Source organism: Pseudomonas sp. KD5, from assembly GCF_012932895.1.
Classification (GTDB): Bacteria; Pseudomonadota; Gammaproteobacteria; order Pseudomonadales; family Pseudomonadaceae; genus Aquipseudomonas.
In genome coordinates, this window is the sequence record NZ_JDWJ01000003.1 from 110,011 (window position 1) to 136,509 (window position 26,499).

The 26,499-nt window shown below is 58.3% G+C and carries 23 protein-coding genes; 15 read left to right on the forward strand and 8 right to left on the reverse strand.

Translation table 11 applies throughout. The annotated features are described in order from the left end of the window. The first annotated feature begins 40 nt into the window (after nucleotides 1–40). The 3 genes from mpl to AF70_RS07515 are packed head-to-tail and all read left to right on the forward strand — an operon-like array spanning nucleotide 41 to nucleotide 2,296. Nucleotides 41–1,390, forward strand: a complete 1,350-nt coding sequence (mpl, locus tag AF70_RS07505) for a UDP-N-acetylmuramate:L-alanyl-gamma-D-glutamyl-meso-diaminopimelate ligase (RefSeq protein WP_019581356.1) — start codon at nucleotides 41–43, stop codon at nucleotides 1,388–1,390. Continuing rightward, on the forward strand, nucleotides 1,387–2,019 hold the full coding sequence (gene ubiX / locus AF70_RS07510; RefSeq protein WP_007937469.1) for a flavin prenyltransferase UbiX: 633 nt from the start codon (nucleotides 1,387–1,389) through the stop codon (nucleotides 2,017–2,019). The genes mpl and ubiX overlap by 4 nt, the downstream gene beginning before the upstream one ends. Next, nucleotides 2,012–2,296 (forward strand): YceK/YidQ family lipoprotein, encoded by a 285-nt coding sequence (locus AF70_RS07515; RefSeq protein ID WP_028938834.1) that lies wholly within the window; start codon nucleotides 2,012–2,014, stop codon nucleotides 2,294–2,296. Before ubiX ends, AF70_RS07515 begins: the two co-directional genes overlap by 8 nt. A 40-nt stretch (nucleotides 2,297–2,336) precedes the next feature. Here AF70_RS07515 and AF70_RS07520 read toward each other — a convergent pair whose 3' ends face one another. The 3 genes from AF70_RS07520 to AF70_RS07530 form a co-directional block, all read right to left on the reverse strand. After that, complete coding sequence (locus tag AF70_RS07520) at nucleotides 2,337–2,978, reverse strand: oxidoreductase (RefSeq protein ID WP_018925742.1); 642 nt, start codon at nucleotides 2,976–2,978, stop codon at nucleotides 2,337–2,339. 27 nt (nucleotides 2,979–3,005) lie between these two features. Then, nucleotides 3,006–4,721, reverse strand: a complete 1,716-nt coding sequence (locus AF70_RS07525) for a C13 family peptidase (protein ID WP_018925743.1) — start codon at nucleotides 4,719–4,721, stop codon at nucleotides 3,006–3,008. Between the two features lie 115 nt (nucleotides 4,722–4,836). Next, entirely contained in the window at nucleotides 4,837–5,292 is a 456-nt protein-coding gene (locus tag AF70_RS07530; protein WP_018925744.1) for a MaoC family dehydratase, read from the reverse strand. A gap of 188 nt (nucleotides 5,293–5,480) precedes the next feature. Here AF70_RS07530 and AF70_RS07535 point away from each other — a divergent pair, with 188 nt between their 5' ends. The 3 genes from AF70_RS07535 to AF70_RS07545 are packed head-to-tail and all read left to right on the forward strand — an operon-like array spanning nucleotide 5,481 to nucleotide 7,157. Continuing rightward, entirely contained in the window at nucleotides 5,481–5,843 is a 363-nt protein-coding gene (locus AF70_RS07535; protein WP_019581353.1) for a CidA/LrgA family protein, read from the forward strand. Beyond that, nucleotides 5,840–6,556: an LrgB family protein gene (locus AF70_RS07540; protein ID WP_007937459.1), complete on the forward strand. Its 717-nt coding sequence runs from the start codon at nucleotides 5,840–5,842 to the stop codon at nucleotides 6,554–6,556. The genes AF70_RS07535 and AF70_RS07540 overlap by 4 nt, the downstream gene beginning before the upstream one ends. 10 nt (nucleotides 6,557–6,566) lie before the next feature. Then, the gene (locus AF70_RS07545) at nucleotides 6,567–7,157 is read left to right on the forward strand and encodes an LON peptidase substrate-binding domain-containing protein (RefSeq protein WP_018925747.1); all 591 of its coding nucleotides are present in this window, start codon (nucleotides 6,567–6,569) and stop codon (nucleotides 7,155–7,157) included. A gap of 39 nt (nucleotides 7,158–7,196) precedes the next feature. On the opposite strand, the gene AF70_RS07550 is transcribed toward AF70_RS07545, so the two are convergent. From AF70_RS07550 to AF70_RS07570, 5 genes are all read right to left on the reverse strand, one after another. Next, entirely contained in the window at nucleotides 7,197–8,807 is a 1,611-nt protein-coding gene (locus AF70_RS07550) for a hypothetical protein (protein ID WP_155954610.1), read from the reverse strand. 268 nt (nucleotides 8,808–9,075) lie between these two features. Next, complete coding sequence (locus AF70_RS07555) at nucleotides 9,076–10,902, reverse strand: hypothetical protein (protein ID WP_155954611.1); 1,827 nt, start codon at nucleotides 10,900–10,902, stop codon at nucleotides 9,076–9,078. Nucleotides 10,903–10,972: 70 nt separating this feature from the next. Next, on the reverse strand, nucleotides 10,973–14,443 hold the full coding sequence (locus AF70_RS07560; protein ID WP_231508954.1) for a calcium-binding protein: 3,471 nt from the start codon (nucleotides 14,441–14,443) through the stop codon (nucleotides 10,973–10,975). Nucleotides 14,444–14,713: 270 nt separating this feature from the next. After that, a complete protein-coding gene (locus tag AF70_RS07565) occupies nucleotides 14,714–16,030 on the reverse strand; it encodes a bifunctional DedA family/phosphatase PAP2 family protein (protein WP_028938836.1) in 1,317 nt (438 codons plus the stop codon). Between the two features lie 100 nt (nucleotides 16,031–16,130). Then, nucleotides 16,131–16,829, reverse strand: a complete 699-nt coding sequence (locus tag AF70_RS07570; RefSeq protein ID WP_028938837.1) for a DNA-3-methyladenine glycosylase — start codon at nucleotides 16,827–16,829, stop codon at nucleotides 16,131–16,133. A gap of 177 nt (nucleotides 16,830–17,006) precedes the next feature. On the opposite strand from AF70_RS07570, the gene AF70_RS07575 reads away from it, so the two are divergent. From AF70_RS07575 to AF70_RS07615, 9 genes are all read left to right on the forward strand, one after another. Then, nucleotides 17,007–18,278, forward strand: coding sequence for a glutamate-5-semialdehyde dehydrogenase (locus AF70_RS07575; protein ID WP_028938838.1), 1,272 nt, complete (start codon nucleotides 17,007–17,009; stop codon nucleotides 18,276–18,278). A 1-nt stretch (nucleotide 18,279) separates the two neighbouring features. Beyond that, on the forward strand, nucleotides 18,280–18,969 hold the full coding sequence (nadD, locus tag AF70_RS07580; RefSeq protein WP_018925751.1) for a nicotinate-nucleotide adenylyltransferase: 690 nt from the start codon (nucleotides 18,280–18,282) through the stop codon (nucleotides 18,967–18,969). Between the two features lie 72 nt (nucleotides 18,970–19,041). Further along, entirely contained in the window at nucleotides 19,042–19,536 is a 495-nt protein-coding gene (gene rsfS / locus AF70_RS07585) for a ribosome silencing factor (RefSeq protein WP_019581345.1), read from the forward strand. A 9-nt stretch (nucleotides 19,537–19,545) separates the two neighbouring features. Beyond that, the gene (gene rlmH / locus AF70_RS07590) at nucleotides 19,546–20,013 is read left to right on the forward strand and encodes a 23S rRNA (pseudouridine(1915)-N(3))-methyltransferase RlmH (protein ID WP_007937439.1); all 468 of its coding nucleotides are present in this window, start codon (nucleotides 19,546–19,548) and stop codon (nucleotides 20,011–20,013) included. A 10-nt stretch (nucleotides 20,014–20,023) separates the two neighbouring features. Next, the gene (gene mrdA, locus AF70_RS07595) at nucleotides 20,024–21,919 is read left to right on the forward strand and encodes a penicillin-binding protein 2 (protein ID WP_018925753.1); all 1,896 of its coding nucleotides are present in this window, start codon (nucleotides 20,024–20,026) and stop codon (nucleotides 21,917–21,919) included. A 31-nt stretch (nucleotides 21,920–21,950) separates the two neighbouring features. Further along, nucleotides 21,951–23,054, forward strand: coding sequence for a rod shape-determining protein RodA (rodA, locus tag AF70_RS07600; RefSeq protein ID WP_050438283.1), 1,104 nt, complete (start codon nucleotides 21,951–21,953; stop codon nucleotides 23,052–23,054). Between the two features lie 17 nt (nucleotides 23,055–23,071). Continuing rightward, the gene (gene mltB, locus AF70_RS07605; RefSeq protein ID WP_028938839.1) at nucleotides 23,072–24,082 is read left to right on the forward strand and encodes a lytic murein transglycosylase B; all 1,011 of its coding nucleotides are present in this window, start codon (nucleotides 23,072–23,074) and stop codon (nucleotides 24,080–24,082) included. After that, a complete protein-coding gene (locus AF70_RS07610; protein ID WP_028938840.1) occupies nucleotides 24,082–25,092 on the forward strand; it encodes a septal ring lytic transglycosylase RlpA family protein in 1,011 nt (336 codons plus the stop codon). The genes mltB and AF70_RS07610 overlap by 1 nt, the downstream gene beginning before the upstream one ends. Before the next feature lie 182 nt (nucleotides 25,093–25,274). After that, nucleotides 25,275–26,432, forward strand: coding sequence for a D-alanyl-D-alanine carboxypeptidase family protein (locus tag AF70_RS07615; RefSeq protein WP_018925757.1), 1,158 nt, complete (start codon nucleotides 25,275–25,277; stop codon nucleotides 26,430–26,432). The last annotated feature ends 67 nt before the right edge of the window (nucleotides 26,433–26,499 follow it).

Genomic DNA, 26,499 nt, shown 5'->3' on the forward strand with positions numbered 1-26,499 from the left:
TCCCTACGCTAACCTGCGGCCATGTTTTACGAGGTCGACTATGCACATTCATATTCTTGGTATTTGCGGCACTTTCATGGGTTCGATGGCGGTTCTGGCCAAAGAGCTGGGCCATCGCGTGACCGGCTCCGATGCCAACGTCTACCCGCCGATGAGCACTCAGCTGCAAGCCCAGGGCATTGAGTTGACCCAAGGTTACGACCCGGCGCAGCTCGATCCGGCCCCGGACCTGGTGGTGATCGGCAATGCCATGTCCCGCGGAAACCCGGCGGTCGAGTACGTGCTGAACAAAGGCCTGCCGTACGTCTCCGGCCCGCAATGGCTGGCGGATCACGTATTGCAAGGCCGCTGGGTGCTGGCGGTTGCCGGCACGCATGGCAAAACCACTACCAGCAGCATGCTCGCCTGGGTCCTGGAACACGCCGGCATGAGCCCGGGTTTCCTGATCGGCGGAGTGCCGCAGAATTTCTCGGTGTCGGCGCGTCTGGGCGATACGCCATTCTTCGTGATTGAAGCCGACGAATACGACAGCGCATTCTTCGACAAGCGCTCCAAGTTCGTTCACTACCGCCCGCGCACGGCGATCCTGAACAATCTGGAGTTCGATCATGCGGACATCTTCCCTGATCTGGCGGCCATCGAGCGACAGTTTCACCATTTGGTGCGGACCATTCCGAGCGAAGGCCTGGTGATCCATCCGACCACAGAGCCGGCCTTGCAGCGCGTGATCGAGATGGGCTGCTGGACCCCGGTGCAAACCACCGGCGCCGGCGGTCAATGGCAGGTCAAACTGCTCAGTGAAGATGGCTCGAAGTTCGAAGTGATGTTCGAAGGCGTCGCTCAAGGCGTGGTCGAGTGGGACATGACCGGTCAGCACAACGTCGCCAACGCCTTGGCCACCCTGGCCGCCGCGCGTCACGTCGGCGTCGTGCCGTCGATGGGCATCGCGGCACTGAGCGCGTTCAAAAGCGTGAAGCGCCGGATGGAAAAAGTCGCGGAAGTCCGTGGCATCACCATTTACGACGACTTCGCCCACCACCCGACCGCCATCGCCACCACCCTCGACGGTTTGCGCAAGCGCATCGGCGATGCGCCGCTGATCGCGATCATCGAGCCGCGCTCCAACTCCATGAAGCTCGGTGCTCACCGTGATGGCTTGCCGGAAAGCGTAGTCGATGCCGATCAGGTGATCTGGTATTCGCCGGCCAACCTCGGTTGGGACCTGGGCGCCACGGCGGCGTTGTGCACCGTGCCGTCGATTGTCAGCGATTCGCTGGAAGGCATCATCGAGCGGGTGAAGAGCCAGGCCCAGCCCGGCACGCACGTGGTGATCATGAGCAACGGCGGCTTCGGCGGCCTGCACGGCAAACTGGCCGAGGCGCTGCAATGAACAATGGTCCGGAACGCATCACGCTGGCGATGACCGGCGCTTCGGGCGCTCAGTACGGCTTGCGCCTGCTCGACTGCCTGGTGCGTGAAGACCGCGAGGTGCACTTCCTGATTTCCAAGGCCGCGCAACTGGTGATGGCCACCGAGACCGATGTCTCGCTGCCGTCAAAGCCGCAGATGATGCAAGCCTTCCTCACTGAATACACCGGCGCCGCCGCTGGGCAGATTCGGGTGTACGGCAAGGAAGACTGGATGTCGCCGGTGGCATCGGGCTCCGGCTCGCCGGCGGCGATGGTGGTGGTGCCGTGTTCCACCGGAACCTTGTCGGCTATCGCGACCGGTGCCTGCAACAACTTGATCGAGCGGGCGGCCGACGTGACGTTGAAGGAGCGCCGCCAGCTGATTCTGGTACCGCGCGAGGCGCCGTATTCGAGCATTCATCTGGAGCACATGCTCAAGCTGTCGAACATGGGCGTGACGATTCTGCCGGCATCGCCAGGCTTCTATCATCAGCCGCAAACCATTGATGACTTGATCGACTTCGTCGTGGCGCGAATTCTCAATCTGCTGAACATTCCGCAAGACATGCTGCCGCGCTGGGGTGAACACCATTTGAGCAGTGATGAATAAGCTGCTGATCATTCTGCTGGCGGTGCAACTGGCGGGCTGCGCCACGGCGCGCACCCTCGATGCCGCCAAACCTGGGGCGCCGGTGGTGTATTCGGGGACGCGTCTGGATTTGTATGCAATGAACGGCGGTTGCTGCGCCAAGGACAGATTTGGCGCAGAAGCGCCGAGTTATCCCGGTGTTGATCTGCCGGCCAGTGCGTTGCTCGACACGCTGCTGTTGCCGTTGTCATTGTTGACGGTTTTAGGTGTTGGGTTTCAGGCGACCGGAGGGTTGTAAGGGTAGCTGCGCCCCCTCGCGGTCCGATGTCGACCTGAAATTACTTGCCTAACTTGCGCAACTCATCCGACTCGACAATCCGTACGCCATCCTGCTCTTCCAGCGCCAGGCGCCACATGGCGCGGGCCAGTTGGCAGGCTTCGATGCCGTGGTATTTGCCCGGAATCAATTTCGACAACGGACCGGCAACCCGTTCGGCCAGTCGCGGCTCGGCGCGATCGCCCAGCAACAGCGAAGGCCGGCAGATGGTCAGCTGCGGCCAATTCTGCGCACGCAATGCGTGTTCCATCTCGCCTTTAACCCGGTTGTAGAAAATCGGCGATCTGCGGTCGGCCCCCAAGGCACTGATCACGATCAGGTGCCGTGCGCCCATTTCCCGGGCGCGTTTGGCGAAGGCCACGACCATGTCCAGGTCCACCGCGCGAAACGCTTCCTCGGAGCCGGCTTGCTTGATCGTGGTGCCGAGGCAGCAGTAGGCGACGTCGACGCGACCGTTCAATTGCGGCAGAAACTCCGTCGGGTCACCAACCGGGTTTTCCAAGTGAGGGTGTTCGGCCAGTGGCCGGCGTGAGGGGGCTAATACGCGTGCAATCGTTGGCTCGTTGAGCAGACGGTCAAGCAAATGTTCACCGGTTAACCCGGTAGCTCCGGCAAGCAATACATGCTGAGGCGTCAAGTACATAGTTATTCCCCCTTGATACTGTTCAGCTTAGTTGCTCTTTTCATCCTTGCTGATAGAGACACTTTGCAGTGCCTTTCGTGCCTGTTGCTTGCGTAACAATTGCCAGTGGGCGAGCACGGCTTTCGGTGCCCAGATCTGTGGTTCGGAGGCTTCGAAGCTGTCGGCCAACTCACGCTCGGCCACGGTGGCGCTGGCCCGTTTGAAGGCTTGCTCCAGATCGTCGGTCTGGTTCAGCGCCTGTGCGAACAGTGCGTCGCCGAAATAGGTGAAGTTGGCTTCTTCCGAACACCCGAAGGACACCCGGTCGGCGCGCGAGGCGGTCATGATCAGGGTGTGTTCATCCTTGAGGGCAGGGATGAAGCCGCCGGAATAACAGGACGAAATCACGATAATCTTGTCGCGCTTCTTCAGGGGCGCGAGGACGGCGGCGAGTTCGTCGGCCGGCAGGTCGGCCAGCTCCATGCGTGGCTGGTCGAGTACCAGCTCGTGTTCACTGGAGCCATGGCTGGTCAGGTAAATGAACAGCAAGTCCTCCGGACCACTGCGCTCGGCCAGGGTCTGGGCGGCGCGGCGCAGGTTTTCCCGGGTGGCCATCGGCCGGTCGCCGAGGTGGTCGCGATGGTTGACCAGACGAATCTGGCCGAAAGCGCCGAAACGGCTGGCGAGCATGTTGGCGACGTAGTCGGATTCGCGCAGGAACACGCTCTGCTTGCCGTCACCGCCCAGGGTCAAGGTGTACAGTTCAACCGCCGGAGTTGAGGCCGGCACGTTGGCCAGTGCTTCGTCGAGCAAGCGGCCCTGGGCCAGCAAGCCGAGTTCCAGGGTGTCGGGCAGCAGCTTGCCGTCGGCGTCGCGCACGCGCTGGCTGTTGATCCAGGTGCCGCTCAGCACTGTGCCATCGGTCAGCACCAACGTGCCTTTGCCCTGATAGTTGTCGCCGTCGAACTGGCCGATATAGAAACTGCCATCGGCCAGGTTCAAGCGGCCCTGGCCGGTGAAGCGCCAGTCGCTGAACTGACCGATGTAGTGACTGCCATCGGCGCCGATCAACTCGCCCTTGCCGTTCAGCACGCCTTCCTTGAACTGACCGATCCAGACATCGCCATCGGCGTTTTCGTAGCGGCCTTTGCCATGCAGTTGATTATTCTTGAACCCACCGACGTAGATATCGCCATCGGCGCTGTTGAAAGTACCGTTGCCTTCCAGTTGGCCATCGACGAAATGCCCGGTGAACTGATTGCCGCTGGCATCGCTGCGCTGGCCTTCGCCGTTGGGTTTGCCGTGGGCGAACTGACCCTGGTACTGGCTGCCGTCTTCGAGTTCCAGACGACCGAGCCCTGAATATTGGTCGGCCTTGAATTCGCCACGATAGGTCATGGCGTTTTCTTTGAGGGTGCCTTCACCGTCCCGTCGACCGGCCTTGAAACCGCCGGTGTAGCTGCTGCCGGTGGTGGTCAGCGTGCCCTGGCCGTCGAACAGCCCCTGCTGGAACTGCCCGCGATAGACCTCGCCGTTGCTGCCGTGCCATTCGCCCTGGCCATGCCATTGGCCTTTGTCGAAGTGACCGGCGTACCAGCTGCCGTTCGGGTAATCGATGCGACCCTCGCCTTGCAGCAAGCCGTTGACCAGATCACCACGATAGCGTCCGCCGTCCGGCAGGCGGGCGTCGGGGGGCAGCAGCGATTCGCCATCGCCGCAAGCGGTGAGCATCAGGGTCAGGGCAAGGAGTGCAAGTGAGCGCATAGCGGGATCCGGGCAATTAGGCGACGGAGTATGCCGCAGCTATGTGTCGCATTTATAGAGACACGGCACAGACACAGCGCGAAACAGCATGAGCTGCTTCGCAATCAGGCATGTGTCAGACGAAGCAGAGGGACAGTGGCTCGGCGATATAGGCCGGTTTGTCCGATCCTTCGATTTCAAGCGTAGCGGTGGCCTTGAGCAGCCATTGGCCGGGTTTCTTCTCGGTGACGTCGTTCATGTCGACCTTGAGTCGAACCCTGGAATTAACCTTCACAGGCTGGATGAAACGCACGCTGTCCAGGCCATAGTTGACCACCATCTTCGCGCCTTCGGGCAGGATGAGGATGTCTTCCATCAGTTTGGGGATCAGCGACAACGACAGGAAACCATGGGCGATGGTGCTGCCAAAAGGCGTTTGCGCGGCTTTGACCGGGTCGACATGGATGAACTGATAATCGCCTGTGGCTTCTGCGAACAGGTTGATGCGTTCCTGGTCGATGGTGAGCCATTGGGAACATCCGAGTTCCTTGCCGACATAATCTTTGAGCTCTGCAACTGGAACATAGGGCATTGAGACTCTCCTTGGGTTCATCGGATTTATAGTTTTTCGAGTGGGGGCTTGACCTCCCTGCGAACCACTTTAGATCAACATGACAAATTGCTCCGGTCAACTGACCATGCTTTTGGCGAATGCCGACTCATAGCGTGCTTATAATGTCGGGCCCCTTCTTGGTTGGGGGAGAGCGCGGGAGAGGATGGATGTTGTTACGTGGCCTGACCTGGCTGGTGCTGTTTCAATTGCTCGGCACAGCCCTCAATCATCTGTTTTTGCCGGTGCTGCCGGGGCCGATCATTGGCCTGCTGTTGCTGCTGGTGTATCTGATCAGCCGCGGTCAAGTCGGCGAACCGCTGAACCTTGCGGCCAGCAGCCTGCTGCGTTATTTGCCGTTGCTGCTGGTGCCGCCGGCCGTGGGCGTGATGGTCTACGCCACTGACATTGCCGCGGATTTCTGGGCGATCACCGGTGCGCTAGTGTTGTCGCTGGTGCTGTCGATGGCCTTCGCCGGGGTGCTGATGCAGCGCCTGGTCAAGCGTCACACCCATTCCGAGGACAGCCAATGATGTTCGATTGGCACGGCGCCTGGGCGTCGGTGATTCATCATCCGCTGTTCGGCATCGGCATTACGCTGGGCGCGTATCAATTGGTGCTGGCGGCGTTCGAGAAAACCCGCTGGATTTTTCTGCAACCGGTGCTGGTCTCCATGCTGCTGGTCATCGGCGTGCTGGTCAGTTGCGGCCTGAGTTACGTTGAGTACCGCAAGAGCACCGAGATCCTCAGTATCTTGCTCGGGCCGGCCACTGTTGCGCTGGCGGTGCCGCTGTACCTCAACCTGCGGCGGATTCGACAGTTGTTCTGGCCGATATTTACTACGCTGGTGATAGGTGGCGTGGTCGCCACGGGCATGGGTGTGCTGCTGGGGTGGTGGTTCGGCGCCGAACACATGATCCTGATGACCATGGCCCCCAAGTCGGTGACTTCGCCGATAGCCATGCTGGTGGCCGAGCAGATTGGTGGTGTCGCGGCGCTGGCGGCGGTGTTCGTGTTGATTACCGGGGTGATCGGAGCGATCTTCGGGCCGAGTCTTTTGACCCGTCTCGGTGTCCACAGCCCGGAGGCCCGCGGTATGGCACTGGGCATGACCGCCCATGCGGTCGGCACCTCCGTGGCCTTGCAGGAAAGTGAAGAGTGCGGCGCCTTCGCGGCGCTGGCGATGAGTCTGATGGGCGTGGCCACGGCGGTGTTCCTGCCGTTGGCGGTGTCGATGGTGGTGTAAGGAAATGTCTATGAGTCTGCCGCTTTTCCCGCTGAACACAGTGCTGTTTCCGGACTGCATCCTCGACTTGCAGATATTCGAGGCGCGCTACCTGGACATGATTGGTCGCTGCATGAAACAGGGCAGCGGCTTCGGCGTGGTGTGCATTCTCGAGGGCGAAGAAGTCGGCATCGCTCCTGAAGGCTACGCGCGGGTGGGGTGCGAGGCGCTGATCACCGATTTTCATCAGCAGGACAACGGGCTGCTGGGCATTCGGGTAAAGGGCGGGCGGCGTTTCCACGTGGTGCGCACCGAGGTGCAGCGCGACCAGTTGATCGTCGCCGAAGTCGAGTGGCTCAAAGATGAGCCTGAACAACCGTTACAGGATGAAGACGCCGATCTGGTGGCGCTGCTCAAGGCCTTGGCGGAACACCCGATGGTCGAAGCACTGAGCATGGGCACCGAAGCGACGGGGCAACAGTCGCTGGCCAATCAGTTGGCCTACCTGTTGCCTTTTTCCGAGGTGGACAAGATCGACTTGCTGCAACTCGATGATCCGCAGCAACGGCTGGATGCGATTCAGGCGTTGCTCGATGAGTTGCAGGGTGAGTTATTTGCCTGATTTCAGGTGATTGATTGCGTGGGTAAGTCGAACGCCGCGTTAACTCTGATTTTCCGACAGTGAAGGCCAGACGATATCGTTGGCAAACCACTCCTTGTTGCCACTGAGCAAAAGAACCGGTTTGCCAGCCGCTGCAACTTCAGTGATCAGACGGTCATATTCATCTGTGTTGTTGGCGCCAGAGTGTGTTCGTTCTTCCACTCTTCTGGCGTAGCTGTCATCGGCGGCATCGGCGTGATCCTGCAGATCTTTGACTCGTACCGCTTTTTGGTAGCCGGAATCAAATACCCAGATCCGATCGGCGCTGATGCCTCGTCTCGAGACTGAAAGTAGTGCTTCCAGATCATCCTCGGGGAACCAGTTCGGGCCGTTTGCTGCGCGGTTGAACGCATGGTTTTCTTCGCCCAGTACGATTTCCATGTTTCGGCTGTCGATTGCATAAACGAACTGAATTTGTTGTTTGTGCCTGGTCGTTTCGTAGTTGCGCTCCAGGTCGAGTTGCAGTGAACTGTCCGATTCTGAGCCGCTGCTGGCGATTTGCGAGGTGGCGGAAACATCGGAAACATCGGAGGCGTCGGAGTCGTCATCGGGTTGCTTGCCCGGGTATTTATTGGTTTGACTGTTGTAAAGCAGATACTCCGGGTCCGGCTCGTCCGCACCATACATTTTTGCGGCCTTCAAACTCACTGTGACGCTCATGGCTTTTTGGGTGGTTGCATAGGGTTTGTGGTTGTAGCGGGGCAGCATCCAGCCATCATTCGCCAGTTCAAACGGTGTGCGCTCATCCCCCCTGAATACAGCGGGGATATCGGTCCGGTACAGGCAGTTGTTTCTGTTTCGCGAGTAGCCAGCTTTTACCAGAAAGCTATCGAGAAACTCGTTGGTCAAACTGAGATGAAGCTCATACAGGCCGGTAGTTGCTGTTCCGTTCCTCAGGTGACGTAAGTTTGGCTCTATCTCGCTGTACAGCAGGTCGTGTCGATGAGGATTGCCAGTCTCGCTGCTCATCTGCTTATGCTGTTCAGCCCATTCGGGAATCTTGAGATTTTCCAACATGTCCTTGTGCAGACGCGTTTGCTGTCCCGGGGATAAATTGTAAGACCTTAGAAGTGTTTCGAGCTCGTTGGCCGTTTTGTCTGGATAGAGCGACTTCAGTGGACCATCGATCAATTGAGTCCGTGGATTCTGACCTTGTTGCGTAATGCTCGGGCGTGAGCTTGCAGGAGTGTCTGTAACGCTCCGTTGCTCACCTGGAGACTGGACTTTTGGATGCTTATCGGGGAGGGTTGTTTCAAGCACTGACTCATTGGCCAGGGAACGTTTCAGACTGACTGTTTCTCTCGCCTGAAGCCGCTGACTCCAGGTGGCTTCCCCATCGTTTTTGTAAAGCGCAGGTCCTTGCGGCTGCTTTTTGTAAAGGTCTGTCGCTCGATAAGCCCCGGCAGCGTCATCGAATTCCACATAGACGGTTCCTTCGTTTTTAACGTCTACAAATTTGCGTGAGACGATTGTCCGAAACCCGTGTTCGTCAGGCAGTGGCATGGTCCGCAGCATGGCGGGGCGCAATAAATAGGGGGCCAGACCCGAGTTTGCCAAGGGTTGTAAAGGTTGTCTGACGAGGGTTTCCGTAATGTCCAGTTTCGTAGGCACGGGAACCCCTCTGTCGAGTGATATTGCGACAGTAGCGCCGCTCCCGTGTTCAGGCCTCGCCGGGTGTGGCGTTTGCCGATGATGAAAAACGGAGCTGCCAGGCATTGCAGATGGCGGAAGTAGGGTGTCTGGCCGTAAGCGCGGCGGATTGACGTTGATTGTAGAGATGTCAACTGCGGGAAGCTTTGTAGGAGGTTTTACAGGCATGGTAGAGGTGCTCAAATCCGTTTAAGCAAAGAAATGTTATAGGGCTTATGTAACAAATGACTTACGACATGGGCGCCACGGTGGGCCAAATAATATCGTCGGAAGAGATCGTCTGGTTTTCCGGGAGTTTGATCCCCCAGCCTTTGTCGACGACTTGAGCAACCAACTGATCATAACGATCCCGGTTATAGGCTCCGGTCCAGGTTTCATGTTCTAAAGCGTCAGCGTTGTTACCTGCCTGCTCGTAAACATCATTGACGGGAGCGGCACGTGTCAGATCGGAATTGACCAGCCATACCCGGTCGGAACTCAAGCCCCTTTTCGATATTGAGATAACGCCTTCCAGCGCGTCGGGCTGGAAGCTTGCCGAGCCATCACTATTGAGATAGAGGTTTTCTCGTCCCGGCACTACCTCAATACCTCGGGTGTCGATCATGTAGATAAAACCAACATGTTGCCTGTATCTGATGGGTTCATAGTCTCGCGACTTATCAAGGGTAAATGAGCTGTCGGAATCCGAATTCGATGACTCATTACGGTAGTCCTCATCAGAATCATCATCATTCCTGCCTTTTGGATGCTTTCGCAATCCAGGAAACAGATTGGCCTGGGCGTTATATCGCAACTTGTCGTTTTTCGCGTGCCCACCCAGGTTGCTTGCATATTCCTTCGCATCCGACAGGAGAAAAGTAGCGCTTTGCGCTCGTTGTGTGACCGTTTGGGGAAGCCCTTCGCGCGCGATCATTCGCCGATCCCTTGCCAGTTCGAACGGCGTTCGATCATCCCCCCTGAACAAGGCGGGAATATCGGTACGGTATAAAAGACCATGTTTGTTGCGCTGATAACCGATCGACGCGGAAAAATGGTCGAGAAACTCACTGGAACAATATAAATCAGGTGGGGAATAATCGCGTTGCGGTCGACGTCTCAGTTGGGGGATAACAAGCGCAACCTGTGCGGCAATGAGGTCGAACCTTTGAGGATTGTCCACTTGTGAAGATAAATGCTTATGAGTTTCCGCCCACGCAGGGAAAGTGCGAGTTTCGTTCATGTCTCGAAGTAAACGTGTAAGTTGGCCGCTGCTTAAGTTGTACGATTCGAGTAACTCAAAGCGTTCGCTTCTTGTCTTGTTCGGGTATAGCCATTTCAAAGGCCCATCGATTAACAGCCCTCCCGCATCGATAGAGTCGACGGTATCGGGTGTGCTCGACTGAGCGGTCAAGCCATACTCTGTTCTCTTGGTACTGGGTTGGGAGGCGAGTGACTCTTTCTCCAGAGAGTCCGAGCGCTTCCTGCTGTGCCCGGGTTGCGCCTCGATAATTGGAGGTTGATGTATGGCAGATTGATCAGGATTGCCTTCGCTGATCGCTTCTTTTTGACGCCAGGTCAGAGCTCCCTCATTTTTGTACAGCGCGGGGCCGGGAGGGAGCTTCTTGTAGAGATCAGTTGCGCGGTAGGTTCCGGTGACGATGTCGAACTCCACATACGCGGTTCCCTCATTTTCGATATCTACAAACTTGCGCCCTTTCATCCATCGGAACCCTTGGCCATCGGGTGGTTGCATACCGCTTAGCAGGGCGTGTCGCAGCAAGTACGTCGCCAGGCTGTCCTTGGTTGCCAGTGCGCTGGGTTGCACCCCTGGAGTATCTGATATGTCTACCCCCGATTCGGGCGCCGATACGTCTTCGACACTATTTGATACGCCGATATTTATTTCATCTGGCGGGAATGGCTGCCGGCCTTGAAGATGAGAATCGTGTGGGTTGACTATGGCTGAGTGTTGTCTCGTTGGCGTTTCGTTTCCGGTAGGCAATCTGGGTGGTTGCAGAGCGTCAGGTGATAAGTTGACTCCGTCCGGTTTTAATCGATGTGGCGGTTTTGGACGCATGTTGGCGCTCCTTGACGTTTAATAATTGGGGGCTGAATAAACGTGGAATAAAGGTTTAAGGCGGATCAGGTTAGTCTACGATTTCCAGGTTTTCGATTCTCAAACTGCGCGACCAGTCCGTGTCGATAGTCCAGTTGTCAATTTCTGTGTCGTAATAAATGTTTCCTGGTGTGGCGTCATTTGTTCGAAGGTTTTCGATGCTGATCAGTTCGGCGACAAGGCCGTCGTTTCGTTTGTGTTTAATGATGTCCGATACAATAGCGGCAATGCTTGGGTAGCGATTCGCGTTGAGGGCATGTAGGACGGCAACTTCGAACAAAGGGTCGATGCGATAGTGGCTCCCGGATGAAACAATAACGTTGATCGTTTCCAGTGGTATGTCAGACACTTCGGTATTTGGCAGTTGAATATGGACACTTCCAATTTTCAGGAAGTTGTTTTTAATGTTTATCCCATCCCGGGTGATGTTTTCTGCAAGACGAAGCGTGTAAATGTTCCAGGTCGAGCCGCTGGAGGTTTTGGCCGCGGCACCGGGAGTCGACAGCCGCAGGGATGTATTGTCGGTCGGGTAGAGGTCATAGGATGACGCTTGTCCTTCCAGCGAATAAACGGAGCTGTGTGACACTGAATCGATATCGACACGCTGCGGAACCGCTTTCAAAAGACGTCTGTCGCAGGTGGGTTTGGCGAATACATATTTTCCTGGTTTTTCACGCAATGAGCCGGTGCTGTCGATGACTCTGTACCCGGGATGTTTGTTGTCATCGAGGTAGGCGTTTTCAGGGAAGTCCAGCCAGTAGGATTTACCGTTACGCATTACCAGGGTGAACGAGTGAACGCTCTTCCAGCCCGAGGACATGATGCCGGCGCCCCTATCGGTTTTTTTTCCGGGATCCTCTTCAACACTGCCGTGAATCAGAAGAGAGCTTGCGTTCTTGAACGAAATCTGGAAATGCGTGTTTGAATAATTCAGGTAGCTAAAGCTGTGTCGAGGAGTAGAGGTCACTGTGTAAATAGCGTTGATCTCTGTGATTTCGTCACTGTCAAAGTCTACGTATAAAATGCTGGATGTATGGCTGTCAGGCGTGTCGACGAAGAAGACGGTTCTGTAAGTCTCACGGGCCACAAAGTAGGATGAGTGCTTGGTGCTGGGGACTCGTTGAACGCGGCTGTTGACAATGATGGGCGGTGTTTTTGGCGTTCCCATGACTACCACAATGACCTTGACCCTCTGTTCCGTCAGACCGTTTATAACGGCAGGCAGATCGGCCTTTAGTTGGTAACCATCCTCGGTGATAAATAAAAGCCTGGGGTTGCGTAACGAGCGTTTGTCCGTCAGCGTTTCATACACGTCATTAATGACCAGTTGCCGTTCCGGTTGGAAAGACTCCGTGTTTTGCAGGGATGAAATGACCAAAGCGTTTTCGCGGATGTGCCAGTCCTGAACACGCTCTAGCGTGACGCCAAGGTGAATGACGCTGAGATCTTGGCCATCTTCTGCAATGGACACTGAATGCGTCATGCCGTTGAGGTAGTAGGTGTCCGCACCGCGACCACCATTGACTCTGCAGTCGTTGCCTCGAATAACGATCTGATCATCGCCCGCGCCGGCATTGATGCGGTCGTGGCCGTTTGCAATGATGTAATCAGCCTCGTCGGAACCTGTAACCAGGTTATATGCACCGGCCAGGGTTTCGACTTTTTCGATGGAGTGGATGTTTGAGTGCAGGGCTGGAGCGGTAGCGGTATCCGGTGATCGTAACCCGAGCTTTCCGCTCTTCAGATCAACGTCGTACCCGACATAAAAAGTGTCATCCGGCCCATGGCGTACCGGAACATGCTTGCCCTGAAGCGATAACGTGTCTGTGCCGGCTCCGCCTCGTAATGTATTGACCTGTCCGGTTGGCGGCGCTTTCTTGAGGCTTTGAGCGGCGGACTGGAAAAGGAACGAATCGTGCTTTTCGCCTCCCTTCAGCGTTTTAATGCCGGAGGAATAGCTGAAGTAGTTCGGTTTGCTTCGAACTCCAATGATGCTGTCGTTACCGCCGCCTAGCTGCCAGAGGACGCCTTTCGAAGGACCCGTTTCACCGACAAGGGCATTGGGAATGCCTGTCGGAAGGCCTTCTGTGGCGTCGTAGACGTCATCGGTCTCTTTGACCACGGGTACGTTGACCGTTACAAAGGAGGGTTCACCGCTGGCTTCATCCCATTCGAACTTATGGTGCCGGGTGGGTTGTAATTGCACTTCATATCGCCCGTTCACCACCGCTTCGACACTGTCCTTCAGTTCATTTTTGAGCCAGTCGGTGCTGGTGCTATCGAGCGCCTTGGCATAATCGCTGTAGGTTTTGGCGACGGCAAAACGGTCCAGGACCTCTTTGTCCTGATTCTGACCGGTAAAGGCAAACCAACCTGCCCGCCAGCGTTCATGCATGCTCAACTCGATGTAATCGTCGATATCGTCAACCATCCGTGCAGCACCATAAATTCTGGCGCCGACAATCAATATCGCGGCGGCGGCGATTCCCACGGGGCCGGCGGCTTTGAATCCGAGTAGCGCGGCGCACCCCAGTATGGTGGAAAGACCTGCGCTGGTCAGGCTGAGCGCGGCATTGAAGTAATGGTCCTGCGCTTCTTTTCCCTTGGCATCGGCGGCATCGTTGAACGATTTGATCGCAGTGTAGAGATCGAAGGGAAGCGTCAGGACACTGGCCATCAGGCCGGCCCCTCTACTCAGTACTTGTCCAATGGTTGTTCTGCCGAAATGTTCAAATGTTTTTGCTCCGCTGCGAATCATGGCCTCGCCGGTCTTCGCCAGGCCGCGTTCGATAATCAGCGAGCCGATTTCTGCTGCGCCTCCCCCGACATTGATCGCAGCTTCGTCCCAATGGCCTTTTTTGATCGCTTCAGCTGTGCCGATAATCGCGCTATAGAGGCCGTATGCCTGAAGACCGACGCCCATGGAGCTCATGCCATAACTCTTGGTCCTGTCAATCCAGGCAGGCAAATGATCGGGCAAGGGGTTTTTGTTGATGTCCAGGCGTTGAGTTGATTTCAACAAGCTACCGATTTTCTGAACGGGCACTGTCGAGGCGTCTGACTCTTTTAACAAGGGAGGAGCGGTGGTTGAGCGTTGTGTGGCGATTTCAAAAAGCAGAGTGGCGGGGATGTGGCTCTGGTGTACTTCCACTGCTTTGATACGTTGTTCGACTTTGGCAGGATCAAACTCCAGTGAATCGATGAATACCTGATCAGGTATTGCAAAGTAAGTGTTGGTGCTGGTAACGAGTTCACCGTTAATCATGGCGCCCATCGCATGAAGTTCTATGCGACTGACCGAAAACTCTCCGATGTGCAGAAAACCAAATAGTGCGTCAAGATCTTGAAGGTTGGGTTGTCTGGGTTTTAGTTCAAGCGAGTTGGTTTCTGAAGTTTGCGTAATATGACGGGATTCAACCAGTGGTGTGGCGGAGGAGGGTGATAAAATATCTGTGATATTTATAGCGTCATTTCTATTTGTTAGCGTGACGGATAGGGGCATGAATTTTATCTTTTATGGGTTGTTTTTAACTGATGAGTGCTCCGTGAGTGGTGGTGAATATTGCATGGCGTTTTGTCTGTTTCGATGATATTTGTTTTTCTGGATGTTTGTTGTTTTTGATAATTGTGGGGGGCTCTGTTTAAGAAAAAACTAATAACTAGATCGATGATCTAGTTATTAGCAGTGCGTGCGACAAGGTATCGGGAGGGGGCAGGTCTGGTCATGTCCAATGAAACCCGAGCATTGCGCCCGGTTTTTTCGTAGCCGTAGTCAGTAGGCATATCGCAGCATTGCATGTGGCAAATGCCGCAACGCAAAGAACCCAAACAGCACTATCAGCGCCGGCAATATCAGCCACCAGACCTTGGGTGGCATCGCGTTGAGCGGCGTCTGACGCTGGCTCAGCCACAGGCTCGCCGCGCACACGCACGCCGCCAGCATCGCGCCGGCCAGCACATCCGTTGGCCAATGCGCGCCCAGATACACCCGAGACAGAGCAATCGCCAGCGCCGGCAAGCAGCCGAGCAGCAACCACGTCAGACGCATCCGCGGCGGTTGGTCGCGACCGGCCAGTACGGCCAGTGTCAGGAACAAGGCGAATGACCCCGAGGCGTGACCGCTGGGCATGCTGTAGCTGGTGAGTGGGTCGCTAAGCACTTCTGGGCGCACACGGGCAAAAAACTGCTTGGTAAACGTGTTGCCGAGGGCGGTAAAGAGCAGGGTGCCACCGGCGAAGATGGCCTGACGCCATTGTCGGGTAAGCAGCAGCAAGCCGGTCAGCAGGGCGCTGAACACCAGCATGTTGCGGAACTCGCCAATCAACGTAAATGTGACGGCCACTTCATCGAGCATCTGGCTACGGTGCTCCTGCACCAGGGTCATCACACCTTGATCGAGGGCGGTCAAATGCGGGTAGCCGATAAACAGCCCCACCAGAATCAGAAAGCTCATGCCGGTAATCAGCGCCGTCGCTTTGCGATGGCGGCCCATGCTGCTGGTAATACTCAAGCCCACCATGACGGCGATGCTGCCGGCAACGATCCCGGCCTCGGGCCAGAACCCTTCCGGCAACGGCAAGCGAATCGCCGCGCCTGTGGCCCAGCCGGGTATCAGATAGGCAACGCTCCAGCCCGCGGCGGCCAACAGGCTGACGGCGGCGAAGCGGGGGAAGGGCATGTCGAACATTCCTGCGACCATCGGCAGCATTGGTCGCAACGGGCCGATAAAGCGTCCGACTAACAGGCTGGCAATGCCATAACGCTGAAAATACGCTTCGGCCCCGGCGATCCATTCCGGATGATGGCGCAACCCCGGCAGGCGCCGGATGTTCTGGTGGAAATGTCGCCCCAGGAAATACGAAACGATGTCGCCCAGCACGCCGCCGAGGAAACCCAGCAGCAATGTTTCACCCAGCGACAGTGCGCCACTGCCGGCCAGTACTGCCACGGCAAACAACAACACCGTACCGGGTACGATCAGCCCGGCAATCGCCAGGCACTCCACACACGCCACTACGAACACTGCCATGGCCAGCCACTGCGGATTGACCGTCAGCCAACCGGTCACGCTATCGAGCCATGGGCCCATAAAAACAACTCCATCGAATGTTCACTTGGCCCCAAAGGGACGAATCTCCCAAATACTGAAAGACCGCTTTCACTGGGATTCCCGTTTGCCCGGGCATGTTTCAAGTCAGCAAAAAATAATCGCGCCCTTCGACCTGACCCCGACGCAACGGGTTGCGTGTGCAGTACGGCGCGTAAGCCGCATCGACGAAGCGGTACATTAAATGTCCGTCGCGCCCCTGGGGGATGCCCAGGCGTGTGGTCTGGATGATGTGGCCGGGCGCAGGCCCGATGTCTTCCACCAGCAGCACTTCATGGTCAAAACGCTTGGCGTCCCAGACCGGCACCTTCAGCCCCAGCGCCTTGCACAGCAACGTCTGTCCGGCGCACAGCTTTTGCGAGGGGCGAGGGCGGCCCTGGGCGTCGGGATTGTTCAGCAGCATCTGCGCCAGGCTGGCTGGCCCGCTCAGTTCATCGACCCATGGATAGGCGGATTTGATCAGCACCGCATTGCCCGGACCTTGGGCACTGAAGTTCAGGGAATCGCCGCCGCGGGCGTAATACATATAAATGTGGCCGCCATCCAGAAACAAAGCCTTACGCTTTTCTGTGTAACCCAAGGAGGCGTGGCTGCCTTTTTCTTCGCAGTAATAGGCTTCGGTCTCGATAATTCGGGCGCTGAGCCACAGGTCGTCGACCCGGTGGCGGATGATTTTGCCCAGCAGATCCCGGGCCAGTGTTTGGGCATCACGGTCGAAAAATGCATCCGGCAGCGCCTTGGGCGTGCGTGTGTCGGCGGTGCGAACGGTCAGATTAGTCATGATGAACAGCGTTTATCAGGGCTGATTGAGTCGTGATGATAACAATATGCGGCTTAATCACGGCTGAACGTCGGCAAATTGCTCTCCATTTCGACCATCCGCCCGTCACCGCTGTTAGTCCAGAGACGCGACAGCTATAATCTGCCGCTTTCCTCTTTACCAAGACCACAGCAGACCATGACTGAGTCCGTTCTTGACTACATGACCCGTTTGGGTCGCGCCGCCCGCGAAGCTTCCCGCGTGATCGGCCGTGCCAGCACCGCGCAGAAAAACCGCGCCTTGCAGGCGGCCGCCAATGCGCTGGACGCCTCCCGCGCCGAGCTGTCCGCAGCCAATGAACTGGATTTGGCCGCTGGCCGCACCAATGGTCTTGAGCCGGCCCTGCTGGAACGCCTGGCGCTGACTCCGGCGCGCATCGACGGCATGATCGTCGGTTTGCGTCAGGTCGCGGCCTTGCCGGACCCGGTCGGCGCGATCCGCGACATGAGTTACCGGCCGTCGGGCATTCAGGTCGGCAAGATGCGCGTGCCGTTGGGCGTGATCGGGATCATCTACGAGTCCCGGCCTAACGTGACCATCGATGCTGCCAGCCTGTGCCTGAAGTCCGGCAACGCGACCATCCTGCGTGGCGGCTCCGAAGCGATTCACTCCAACCGCGCCATTGCCGCCTGCATCCAGCGCGGCCTGGCCGAGGCCGATCTGCCGGCCGCGGTGGTGCAAGTCGTCGAAACCACCGACCGTGCCGCCGTCGGCGCGCTGATCACCATGCCCGAATACGTCGACGTCATCGTACCCCGTGGCGGCCGTGGCCTGATCGAACGGGTCAGCCGCGATGCCCGCGTGCCCGTCATCAAGCACCTGGACGGCATCTGTCACGTCTACGTCAGTGCCCACGCCGATCTGCCGAAAGCCCAGCGCATCGCATTCAACGCCAAGACTTACCGTTACGGCATCTGCGGCGCGATGGAAACCCTGTTGGTCGATCAAGCCGTCGCCAAAGAGTTTCTGCCGGCGATGGCTGCCCAGTTCCGCGAAAAAGGCGTCGAACTGCGCGGTTGTGAGCGCACTCGGGCGATCATCGAGGCCGTCGCGGCCACCGAGGAAGACTGGACCACCGAATACCTGGCGCCAATCCTCTCGATTCGCGTGGTCGACGGGCTGGATCAGTCCATCGAGCACATCAACCAGTACGGCTCCCATCACACCGACTCGATCGTCAGCGAAAACCTGGCCGACACCCGGCGTTTCGTGGCTGAAGTCGATTCGTCCTCGGTGATGATCAACACCCCGACCTGCTTCGCCGATGGCTTCGAATACGGATTGGGTGCCGAGATTGGCATTTCTACTGATAAGCTGCACGCCCGCGGCCCAGTGGGCCTCGAAGGTCTGACCTGCGAGAAGTACATCGTGGTCGGTGACGGTCAGCTGCGCGGCCAGGAGTCGCTCTGACTTGGGCGACCTCGACCCGTCAGCCCCAGTGACCGCCAGCGAGCCCCGGCCTCGACGCATTGGCGTACTGGGCGGGACCTTCGACCCGGTGCACATCGGCCATTTGCGCGGTGCGCTGGAAGTCGCCGAATCGCTGGCTCTCGATGAGTTGCGTCTGACACCCAGTGCCAGGCCGCCCCATCGGGACAAGCCGCAGGTATCGGCGAAGGACCGTCTGGCGATGGTCAAGTGCGCGGTGGCCGGTGTGGCACCGTTGGTGGTGGATGCCCGCGAATTGCAGCGGGACAAGCCGTCCTACACCATCGACACCCTGGAACTGATGCGCGCCGAACTTGCCGCTTCAGACCAGGTTTTTCTGCTTTTGGGCTGGGACGCATTTTGCGGCCTGCCCACTTGGCACCGCTGGGAAGAGTTGCTCCAGCATTGCCACATCCTGGTGCTGCAACGCCCGGATGCCGACAGCGAACCGCCGGATGCCTTGCGCAACCTGCTGGCAGCACGTTCGGTGAGCGACCCGCTGGCCCTCAAAGGGCCGAGCGGACAGATTGCATTCGTCTGGCAGACACCGCTCGCGGTATCCGCCACCCAGATCCGTCAACTGCTGGCCAGCGGTAAGTCGGTACGTTTCCTGGTGCCCGACGCGGTCCTGGCCTACATCGATGCGCACGGACTTTACCGTGCGTCGAACTGAAAAAGGGCGCGCTTCAAGGCACGTGAATGCGTGTATCGAAGCGCCCGAACATACGAGCAAAACGAGTTTTATATGACTGACAAAGACGTAAACAAAGTAAAGCGCAAGGGCACATTCAAGAGCGCACCGCTGCCAGTAGAAGCACCAACTGGCGCGCCACTGGCCGGCGAAGAGCTGGTCAAGGTTGCCGTAGCAGCCCTGGAAGACGTCAAGGCCCAGGACATCCAGGTGATCGACGTTCGTGAAAAGCAGAGCATCACTGACTACATGATCATCGCCACCGGTACGTCCAACCGCCAGATCGGCGCGATGCTGGACAAGGTCCGCGAAGCCGTCAAAGCCCAAGGCGTCAAGCCGCTGGGTGAAGAAGGCAAGGGCGACAGCGACTGGGTGCTGCTGGATATGGACGACGTCATCGTGCACATGATGACCGCCTCGGCGCGCCAGTTCTATGACCTGGAACGCCTGTGGGCCGGCGCCGAGCAAAGCCGTTCTGCCAGCGCTGCACACCACAGCCCTGAGAACACCCATGAGCATTTCACCAAGCTCAACAAAGACCAGCAATAAGGGAACGCTGTGCGACTGCGACTGATCGCCGTCGGTTCACGCATGCCCAAGTGGGTGGAAGAAGGCTGGCATGAATATGCCAAGCGTCTTCCTTCCGAGCTGGCGCTGGAACTGGTGGAAATTCCGCTCAACACCCGCGGCAAGAACGCTGACGTGGCGCGCTTTATCCGTCAGGAAGGCGAAGCCATGCTGGCCAAGGTCGGGCCGAACGAGCGCGTTGTCACCCTCGAAGTCCACGGCAAGCCCTGGAGCACCGAGCAACTGGCGGTCGAACTCGATCGCTGGCGGCTGGACTCGCGCACGGTGAATTTCATGGTCGGCGGCCCCGAGGGGCTGGCGCCGGAAGTCTGTGCCCGGGCGGATCAACGTTGGTCGTTGTCGCCGTTGACGTTGCCGCACCCGCTGGTGCGGATTCTGATCGGCGAACAGCTGTATCGTGCCTGGACAGTGCTGTCCGGCCACCCTTACCACAAGTAGTTCTGCCCTCATGTCCCAGCCGATCCGCATCAAGGACCACGAAAAAGACGCCCGTCTGGTGCGTGGCCGCGTCGTGTTCGGGGCTATTGCGGTAGTGACGCTGATCGGCGTGCTGATCGCGCGGCTGTATTTCCTGCAGGTGATCCAGTACGAGTACCACTCGACCCTGTCGGAAAACAACCGCGTCCATGTGCAGCCGATTCCGCCGACTCGCGGGCTGATCTACGACCGCAATGGCGTGGTGGTGGCCGACAACCGGCCCAGCTTCAGCCTGAGCATGACTCGCGAACGCTCCGGCGACTGGCAGCAAGTGCTCGATGTGATCGTCGAAGTGCTTGAGCTGACGCCCGAGGACCGGGTGATCTTCGAGAAGCGTATGCGTCAGGGGCGTCGGCCGTTCGAGCCGGTGCCGATCCTGTTCGAGCTGACCGAAGAGCAGATCGCCCGCATCGCGGTGAACCAGTTCCGTCTGCCGGGTGTGGAAGTGGTCGCACAGCTGGTTCGTCACTATCCGCAGGGCGCGCACTTTGCGCACTCAGTGGGATATATGGGGCGGATCAACGAGAAAGAGCTCAAGTCTCTGGACCCGGTGAGTTACAGCGGCACCCATCAAATTGGCAAAACCGGCATCGAGCGCTTCTACGAGCCCGAATTGCACGGTCAGGTTGGTTACGAAGAAGTCGAGACTAACGCCCGTGGCCGCGTGCTGCGGGTACTCAAGCGTACTGAACCGATTTCCGGCAAGGACATCGTCCTGAGCCTGGACATCAAATTGCAGGAAGCCGCCGAAGCCGCACTTGGCGGTCGCCGTGGCGCGGTCGTGGCGCTGGATCCGGCGACCGGCGAAGTGTTGGCGATGGTCAGCCAGCCGAGTTTCGACCCGAACCTGTTCGTCACCGGCATCAGTTTCAAAGCTTACTCCGAGCTGCGTGACTCCATCGACCGGCCACTGTTCAACCGCGTGCTGCGCGGTCTGTACCCGCCGGGCTCGACCATCAAGCCGGCGGTGGCGATTGCCGGCCTGGATGCGGGCGTGGTCACGGCGTCGACCCGGGTGTTCGACCCGGGCTACTACATGCTGCCCAACTACGATCACAAGTACCGCAACTGGAACCGTACCGGTGACGGCTTTGTCGATCTAGACACGGCGATCATGCGTTCCAACGACACCTACTTCTATGACCTTGCGCACAAGCTGGGGATTGATCGGTTGTCGTCCTACCTGAGCAAATTCGGCATTGGCCAGAAGGTCTCCCTGGACATGTTCGAAGAGTCGCCGGGGCTGATGCCGACACGGGAATGGAAGCGCGTGACCCGTCGTCAGGCCTGGTTCCCGGGCGAGACGCTGATTCTGGGGATCGGGCAGGGCTATATGCAGTCCACTCCGTTGCAACTGGCGCAGGCCACGGCACTGGTGGCCAACAAGGGGGTCTGGAATCGTCCGCACCTGGCCAAGACCATCGAGGGCGAGAAACCGAAGGATGAAAATCCGATGCCGGACATTATCCTGCGCGACCCTTCGGACTGGACCAAGGTCAATCACGGCATGCAACAGGTGATGCACGGTGCCCGGGGTACGGCGCGCAAGGCATCGATCGGCGCGCAATACCGGATCGCCGGCAAAAGTGGTACGGCCCAGGTGGTCGCGATCAAACAGGGCGAGAAGTACGACCGCTCCAAGGTGCAGGAGCGCCACCGCGACCACGCCTTGTTCGTCGGCTTCGCGCCGGCCGACAACCCGAAAATCGTGGTGTCGGTGATGGTCGAGAACGGCGAGTCCGGCTCCGGCGTCGCCGCGCCGGTGGTGCGTCAAGTGATGGACGCCTGGCTCCTCGACCAGGACGGCCGACTGAAAGCCGAATACGCCAGCCCTATCAGTGCGGAGGCTACGGCCCGTGAAGAATAATTTCGATCGCATGCTCTCCAGCGAGGATGTGATGCGTCGCCGTGCGACGCTGTTGCAACGCCTGCACATCGACGGCCCGCTGCTGATCCTGCTGCTGACCCTCGCCGCCGGCAGCCTGTTCGTGCTGTATTCGGCCAGCGGCAAGAGCTGGGATCTGTTGGCCAAGCAAGCCACTTCCTTCGGCATCGGCCTGGTATCGATGATCGTCATCGCCCAGTTCGAACCGCGCTTCATGGCCCGCTGGGTGCCGCTCGGCTATGTGGTCGGCGTGATCTTGCTGGTGGTGGTGGACGTCATGGGCCATAACGCCATGGGGGCCACCCGCTGGATCAATATCCCCGGGGTGATCCGCTTCCAGCCCTCGGAATTCATGAAGATCCTGATGCCGGCGACCATCGCCTGGTACCTGGCCAAGCGTTCCTTGCCACCCCAGCTCAAGCACGTGGGGATCAGTCTGGTGCTGATCGGTGTCCCGTTCATTCTGATCGTGCGTCAGCCCGACCTTGGCACTTCGTTGCTGATTCTCGCCGGGGGCGCGTTCGTGCTGTTCATGGGCGGCCTGCGCTGGCGCTGGATCCTCAGCGTGATTGCGGCCGCCGTGCCGGTGGCCGTGGCGATGTGGTTCTTCATCATGCACGACTATCAAAAGCAGCGAATCCTGACCTTCCTCGACCCCGAAAGCGATCCGCTGGGCACGGGCTGGAACATCATTCAGTCGAAAGCGGCCATCGGTTCCGGTGGCGTGTTCGGCAAGGGCTGGTTGCTCGGTACCCAGTCGCACCTGGACTTCCTGCCAGAAAGCCACACCGACTTCATTATTGCGGTGCTGGGTGAAGAGTTCGGCCTGGTCGGTATCTGCGCGCTGTTGCTGATTTACCTGTTGTTGATCGGTCGCGGGCTGGTGATTACCGCCCAGGCCCAGACATTGTTCGGCAAGTTGCTTGCGGGCAGCCTGACCATGACGTTTTTTGTTTACGTTTTCGTCAACATCGGTATGGTCAGTGGCCTGTTGCCGGTGGTAGGGGTGCCGTTGCCGTTCATTAGCTACGGAGGAACTTCGCTGGTGACGCTACTGTCAGCGTTTGGGGTTTTGATGTCGATCCATACCCATCGCAAGTGGATCGCGCAGGTTTGAATAAGGTGAAGATTTCAATGCAAGTAATGCGTGGCTGGGCGACTCGATACGCACCGTGGGTCGGCCTGGTGAGCATCCTTGGTTCCGTGCAGGAAGCATTGGCCGGCGATTACGAAGGCTCAGCCCAGGTGGCCGAGTTCGTTGGTGAAATGACCCGTGACTACGGCTTTGCCGGTGAACAGCTGATGGGCGTGTTCCGCGAAGCCGAGCGCAAACAGTCGATTCTGGACGCGATCTCCAAACCCGCCGAACGCGTCAAGCAGTGGAAAGAATATCGCCCGATGTTCATCACCGACGCGCGCATCGCCCGTGGCGTGGACTTCTGGCGTCAGCACGAGGCGGTGCTGGCCCGTGCGGAGCAGGAATACGGTGTGCCGGCGCAGGTGATCGTCTCGATTATCGGCGTCGAGACCTTTTTTGGTCGCAATACCGGTAATTATCGGGTGATCGACGCCTTGTCGACCCTGGGTTTCGACTATCCTCCCCGTGCTGATTTCTTCCGCAAGGAGTTGCGTGAATTCCTGCTGCTGGCCCGTGAAGAGCAGGTCGACCCGTTGACCCTCAAAGGCTCCTACGCCGGGGCCATGGGCTTGCCGCAATTCATGCCGAGCAGTTTTCGCGCCTATGCGGTGGATTTCGACGGTGACGGCCACATTAATATCTGGACCAACCCCGATGATGCCATCGGTAGCGTCGCCAGTTATTTCAAGCAACACGGCTGGGTCGCCGGCGAACCTGTGGTCAGCCGTGCCGATGTGCGCGGCGATCAGGTGGACGACGGGTTGACCGACGGCATCGAACCTACGAAAACCGTCGGGGAGTTGCGGGCGCTGGGCTGGTCGAGTCATGATGCGCTGCGCGATGATATGCCGGTCACGGCTTTCCGCCTGGAAGGTGACAATGGCCCTGAATACTGGATGGGCCTGACGAATTTTTACGCGATCACGCGTTATAACCGCAGCGTGATGTACGCCATGGCCGTACATCAACTGTCTGAACAGCTGGTCCAAGCACGGGGCGTCAAGTAATGCGGGCATTGCCTATGAATAAACCCCTGAAGCTCATGGCATTCGCCGCGTTGGCGTTGCTGGTCGCCAGTTGTTCGACCAGCCGCTCACCGACTCAGAAGTCTTCCACCGCCGTTCGTTCGGCCCCCGGCCTGGATATCAACCGGGCGCACAAGGATGGCGCACCCTGGTGGGACGTCGACGTATCGCGCATCCCGGATGCCACGCCGACCCTGCACAGCGGTCCCTATAAAGCCAACCCGTACACCGTGCTGGGCAAGACCTACTTCCCGCTGCAGGAATCCAAGACCTACGTCGCGTCGGGCACGGCGTCCTGGTATGGCACCAAGTTTCACGGCCAGAACACCGCCAACGGCGAGGTGTATGACCTGTATGGCATGAGCGCCGCCCACAAGACCTTGCCACTGCCAAGTTACGTTCGGGTGACCAACCTGGACAACAACAAGACGGTGATTCTGCGGGTCAATGACCGTGGGCCGTTCTATTCGGACCGGATCATCGACTTGTCCTACGCGGCTGCCAAGAAGCTTGGCTACGCTGAAATCGGCACAGCGCGGGTCAAGGTCGAAGGCATCGACCCGCAGGAATGGTGGGCGCAGAAAGGTCGTCCGGCGCCGTTGATGCTCAACGAGCCGCAAGTGGCGCAAAATGCCGCGCCGACCGTGACTGCTTCCACTGGCACCGTCGAGCAATGGACGCCACCGCCGCAGCAACACGCCGCAGCCGTTGTGCCTGTGCAGATCGATGCAAAAAAAAACGCTTCTGTACCAGCCTCTGGCCAGTATCTGCAGGTGGGCGCGTTCGCCAACCCGGACGCTGCAGAGCTCCTGAGATCGAAGCTCAGCGGGATGGTGAGCGCTCCGGTGTTCATCAGCTCGATCGTGCGTAACCAGCAGACACTGCATCGGGTGCGCATGGGGCCGATCGGCTCTGCGGGTGAAATCCAGCAGGTGCAGAACAGCGTGCGGCTGGCCAATCTCGGTTCACCGAGCCTGGTCAGCGCCGAGTAACACGTAGTACTTGATTGACGGTTCGCTTGCGGTTTGGGGGGCGAACCGGGTTGTTGGCTCGTTGAAGAACAAAAGCCCGGCAAGGGTTACAGAGTGAGCAACTGAACACGTGACAGCTTTTTGAAAAGTTGTCTGATTAGTTTTGCCCTAGGGCAGTTTCCATTAGCGATTTCGAGAGACGGATGAACATCACCACCTTTGCCAAACGCCTGTGCCTGCTAGTCCCGCTGCTTCTCTCACCCGCGGCTTTCGCGGTCGAGATGATGCCGTCGCCACCGCAATTGGCCGCCAAAGCCTACGTACTCATGGACGCCAGCAGCGGCAACGTGCTGGTAGAGAACAACGGTGACCAGCGTCTGCCGCCGGCCAGCCTGACCAAGCTGATGACCGCGTACATCGCGACCCTGGAAATCCGTCGTGGCCAGATCGGCGAAAACGATCCGGTGACCGTCAGCGAGAACGCCTGGCGTACCGGTGGTTCGCGGATGTTCATCAAGGTCGGCTCGCAAGTTACCGTCAGCGACCTGCTGCACGGCATCATCATTCAGTCGGGCAACGACGCCAGTGTTGCGCTCTCCGAGCACATCGCCGGCAGCGAAGACGCATTCGCCGACCTGATGAACAAAACCGTTGCTGATCTGGGCATGACCAATACCCACTTCATGAACCCGACCGGTCTGCCGAACCCGGAGCACTACTCGTCGGCTCACGACATGGCCGTACTGGCTCGCGCGATCATCCACGAAGACCCGGCTCACTACGCGATCTACTCGCAGAAAGAGTTTTTCTGGAACGGCATCAAGCAGCCTAACCGCAACCTGCTGCTGTGGCGCGACAAGACTGTCGACGGTCTGAAAACCGGTCACACCGACGAAGCCGGCTACTGCATGGTGTCTTCGGCCGTACGTGATGGCATGCGCCTGATCGCCGTGGTGTTCGGCACCAACAGCGAAGTGGCTCGTGCTGCCGAAACCCAGAAGCTGCTGACTTACGGTTTCCGCTTCTTCGAAACCCAGACCTTCTATCAGAAAGGCGCCGAGCTGGCTCAGGCACCTGTCTGGAAAGGCACCACCAATCAAGTCAAGGCCGGCCTGGCTGAAGACCTGACCATGACCTTGCCAAAAGGCCAGCTGAAGAAGCTTGCTGCCAGCATGACCATGAACCCGCAACTGGTTGCACCCATCGCCAAGGGCGACGTGATCGGTAAAGTCGAAGTGAAACTGGACGACAAAGTGGTGCACAGCGCCGATCTGATCGCTCTGGACGCAGTCGACGAGGGTGGTATCTTCCGCCGCATGTGGGATAGCATCCGTCTATTCTTCTACGGCTTGTTCAACTGATAGTGTGCACCTGCATGGCCCCGCGCTGATCCGGCGTGGGGCCTTGCTGTCGCCACGGCTTACGCTT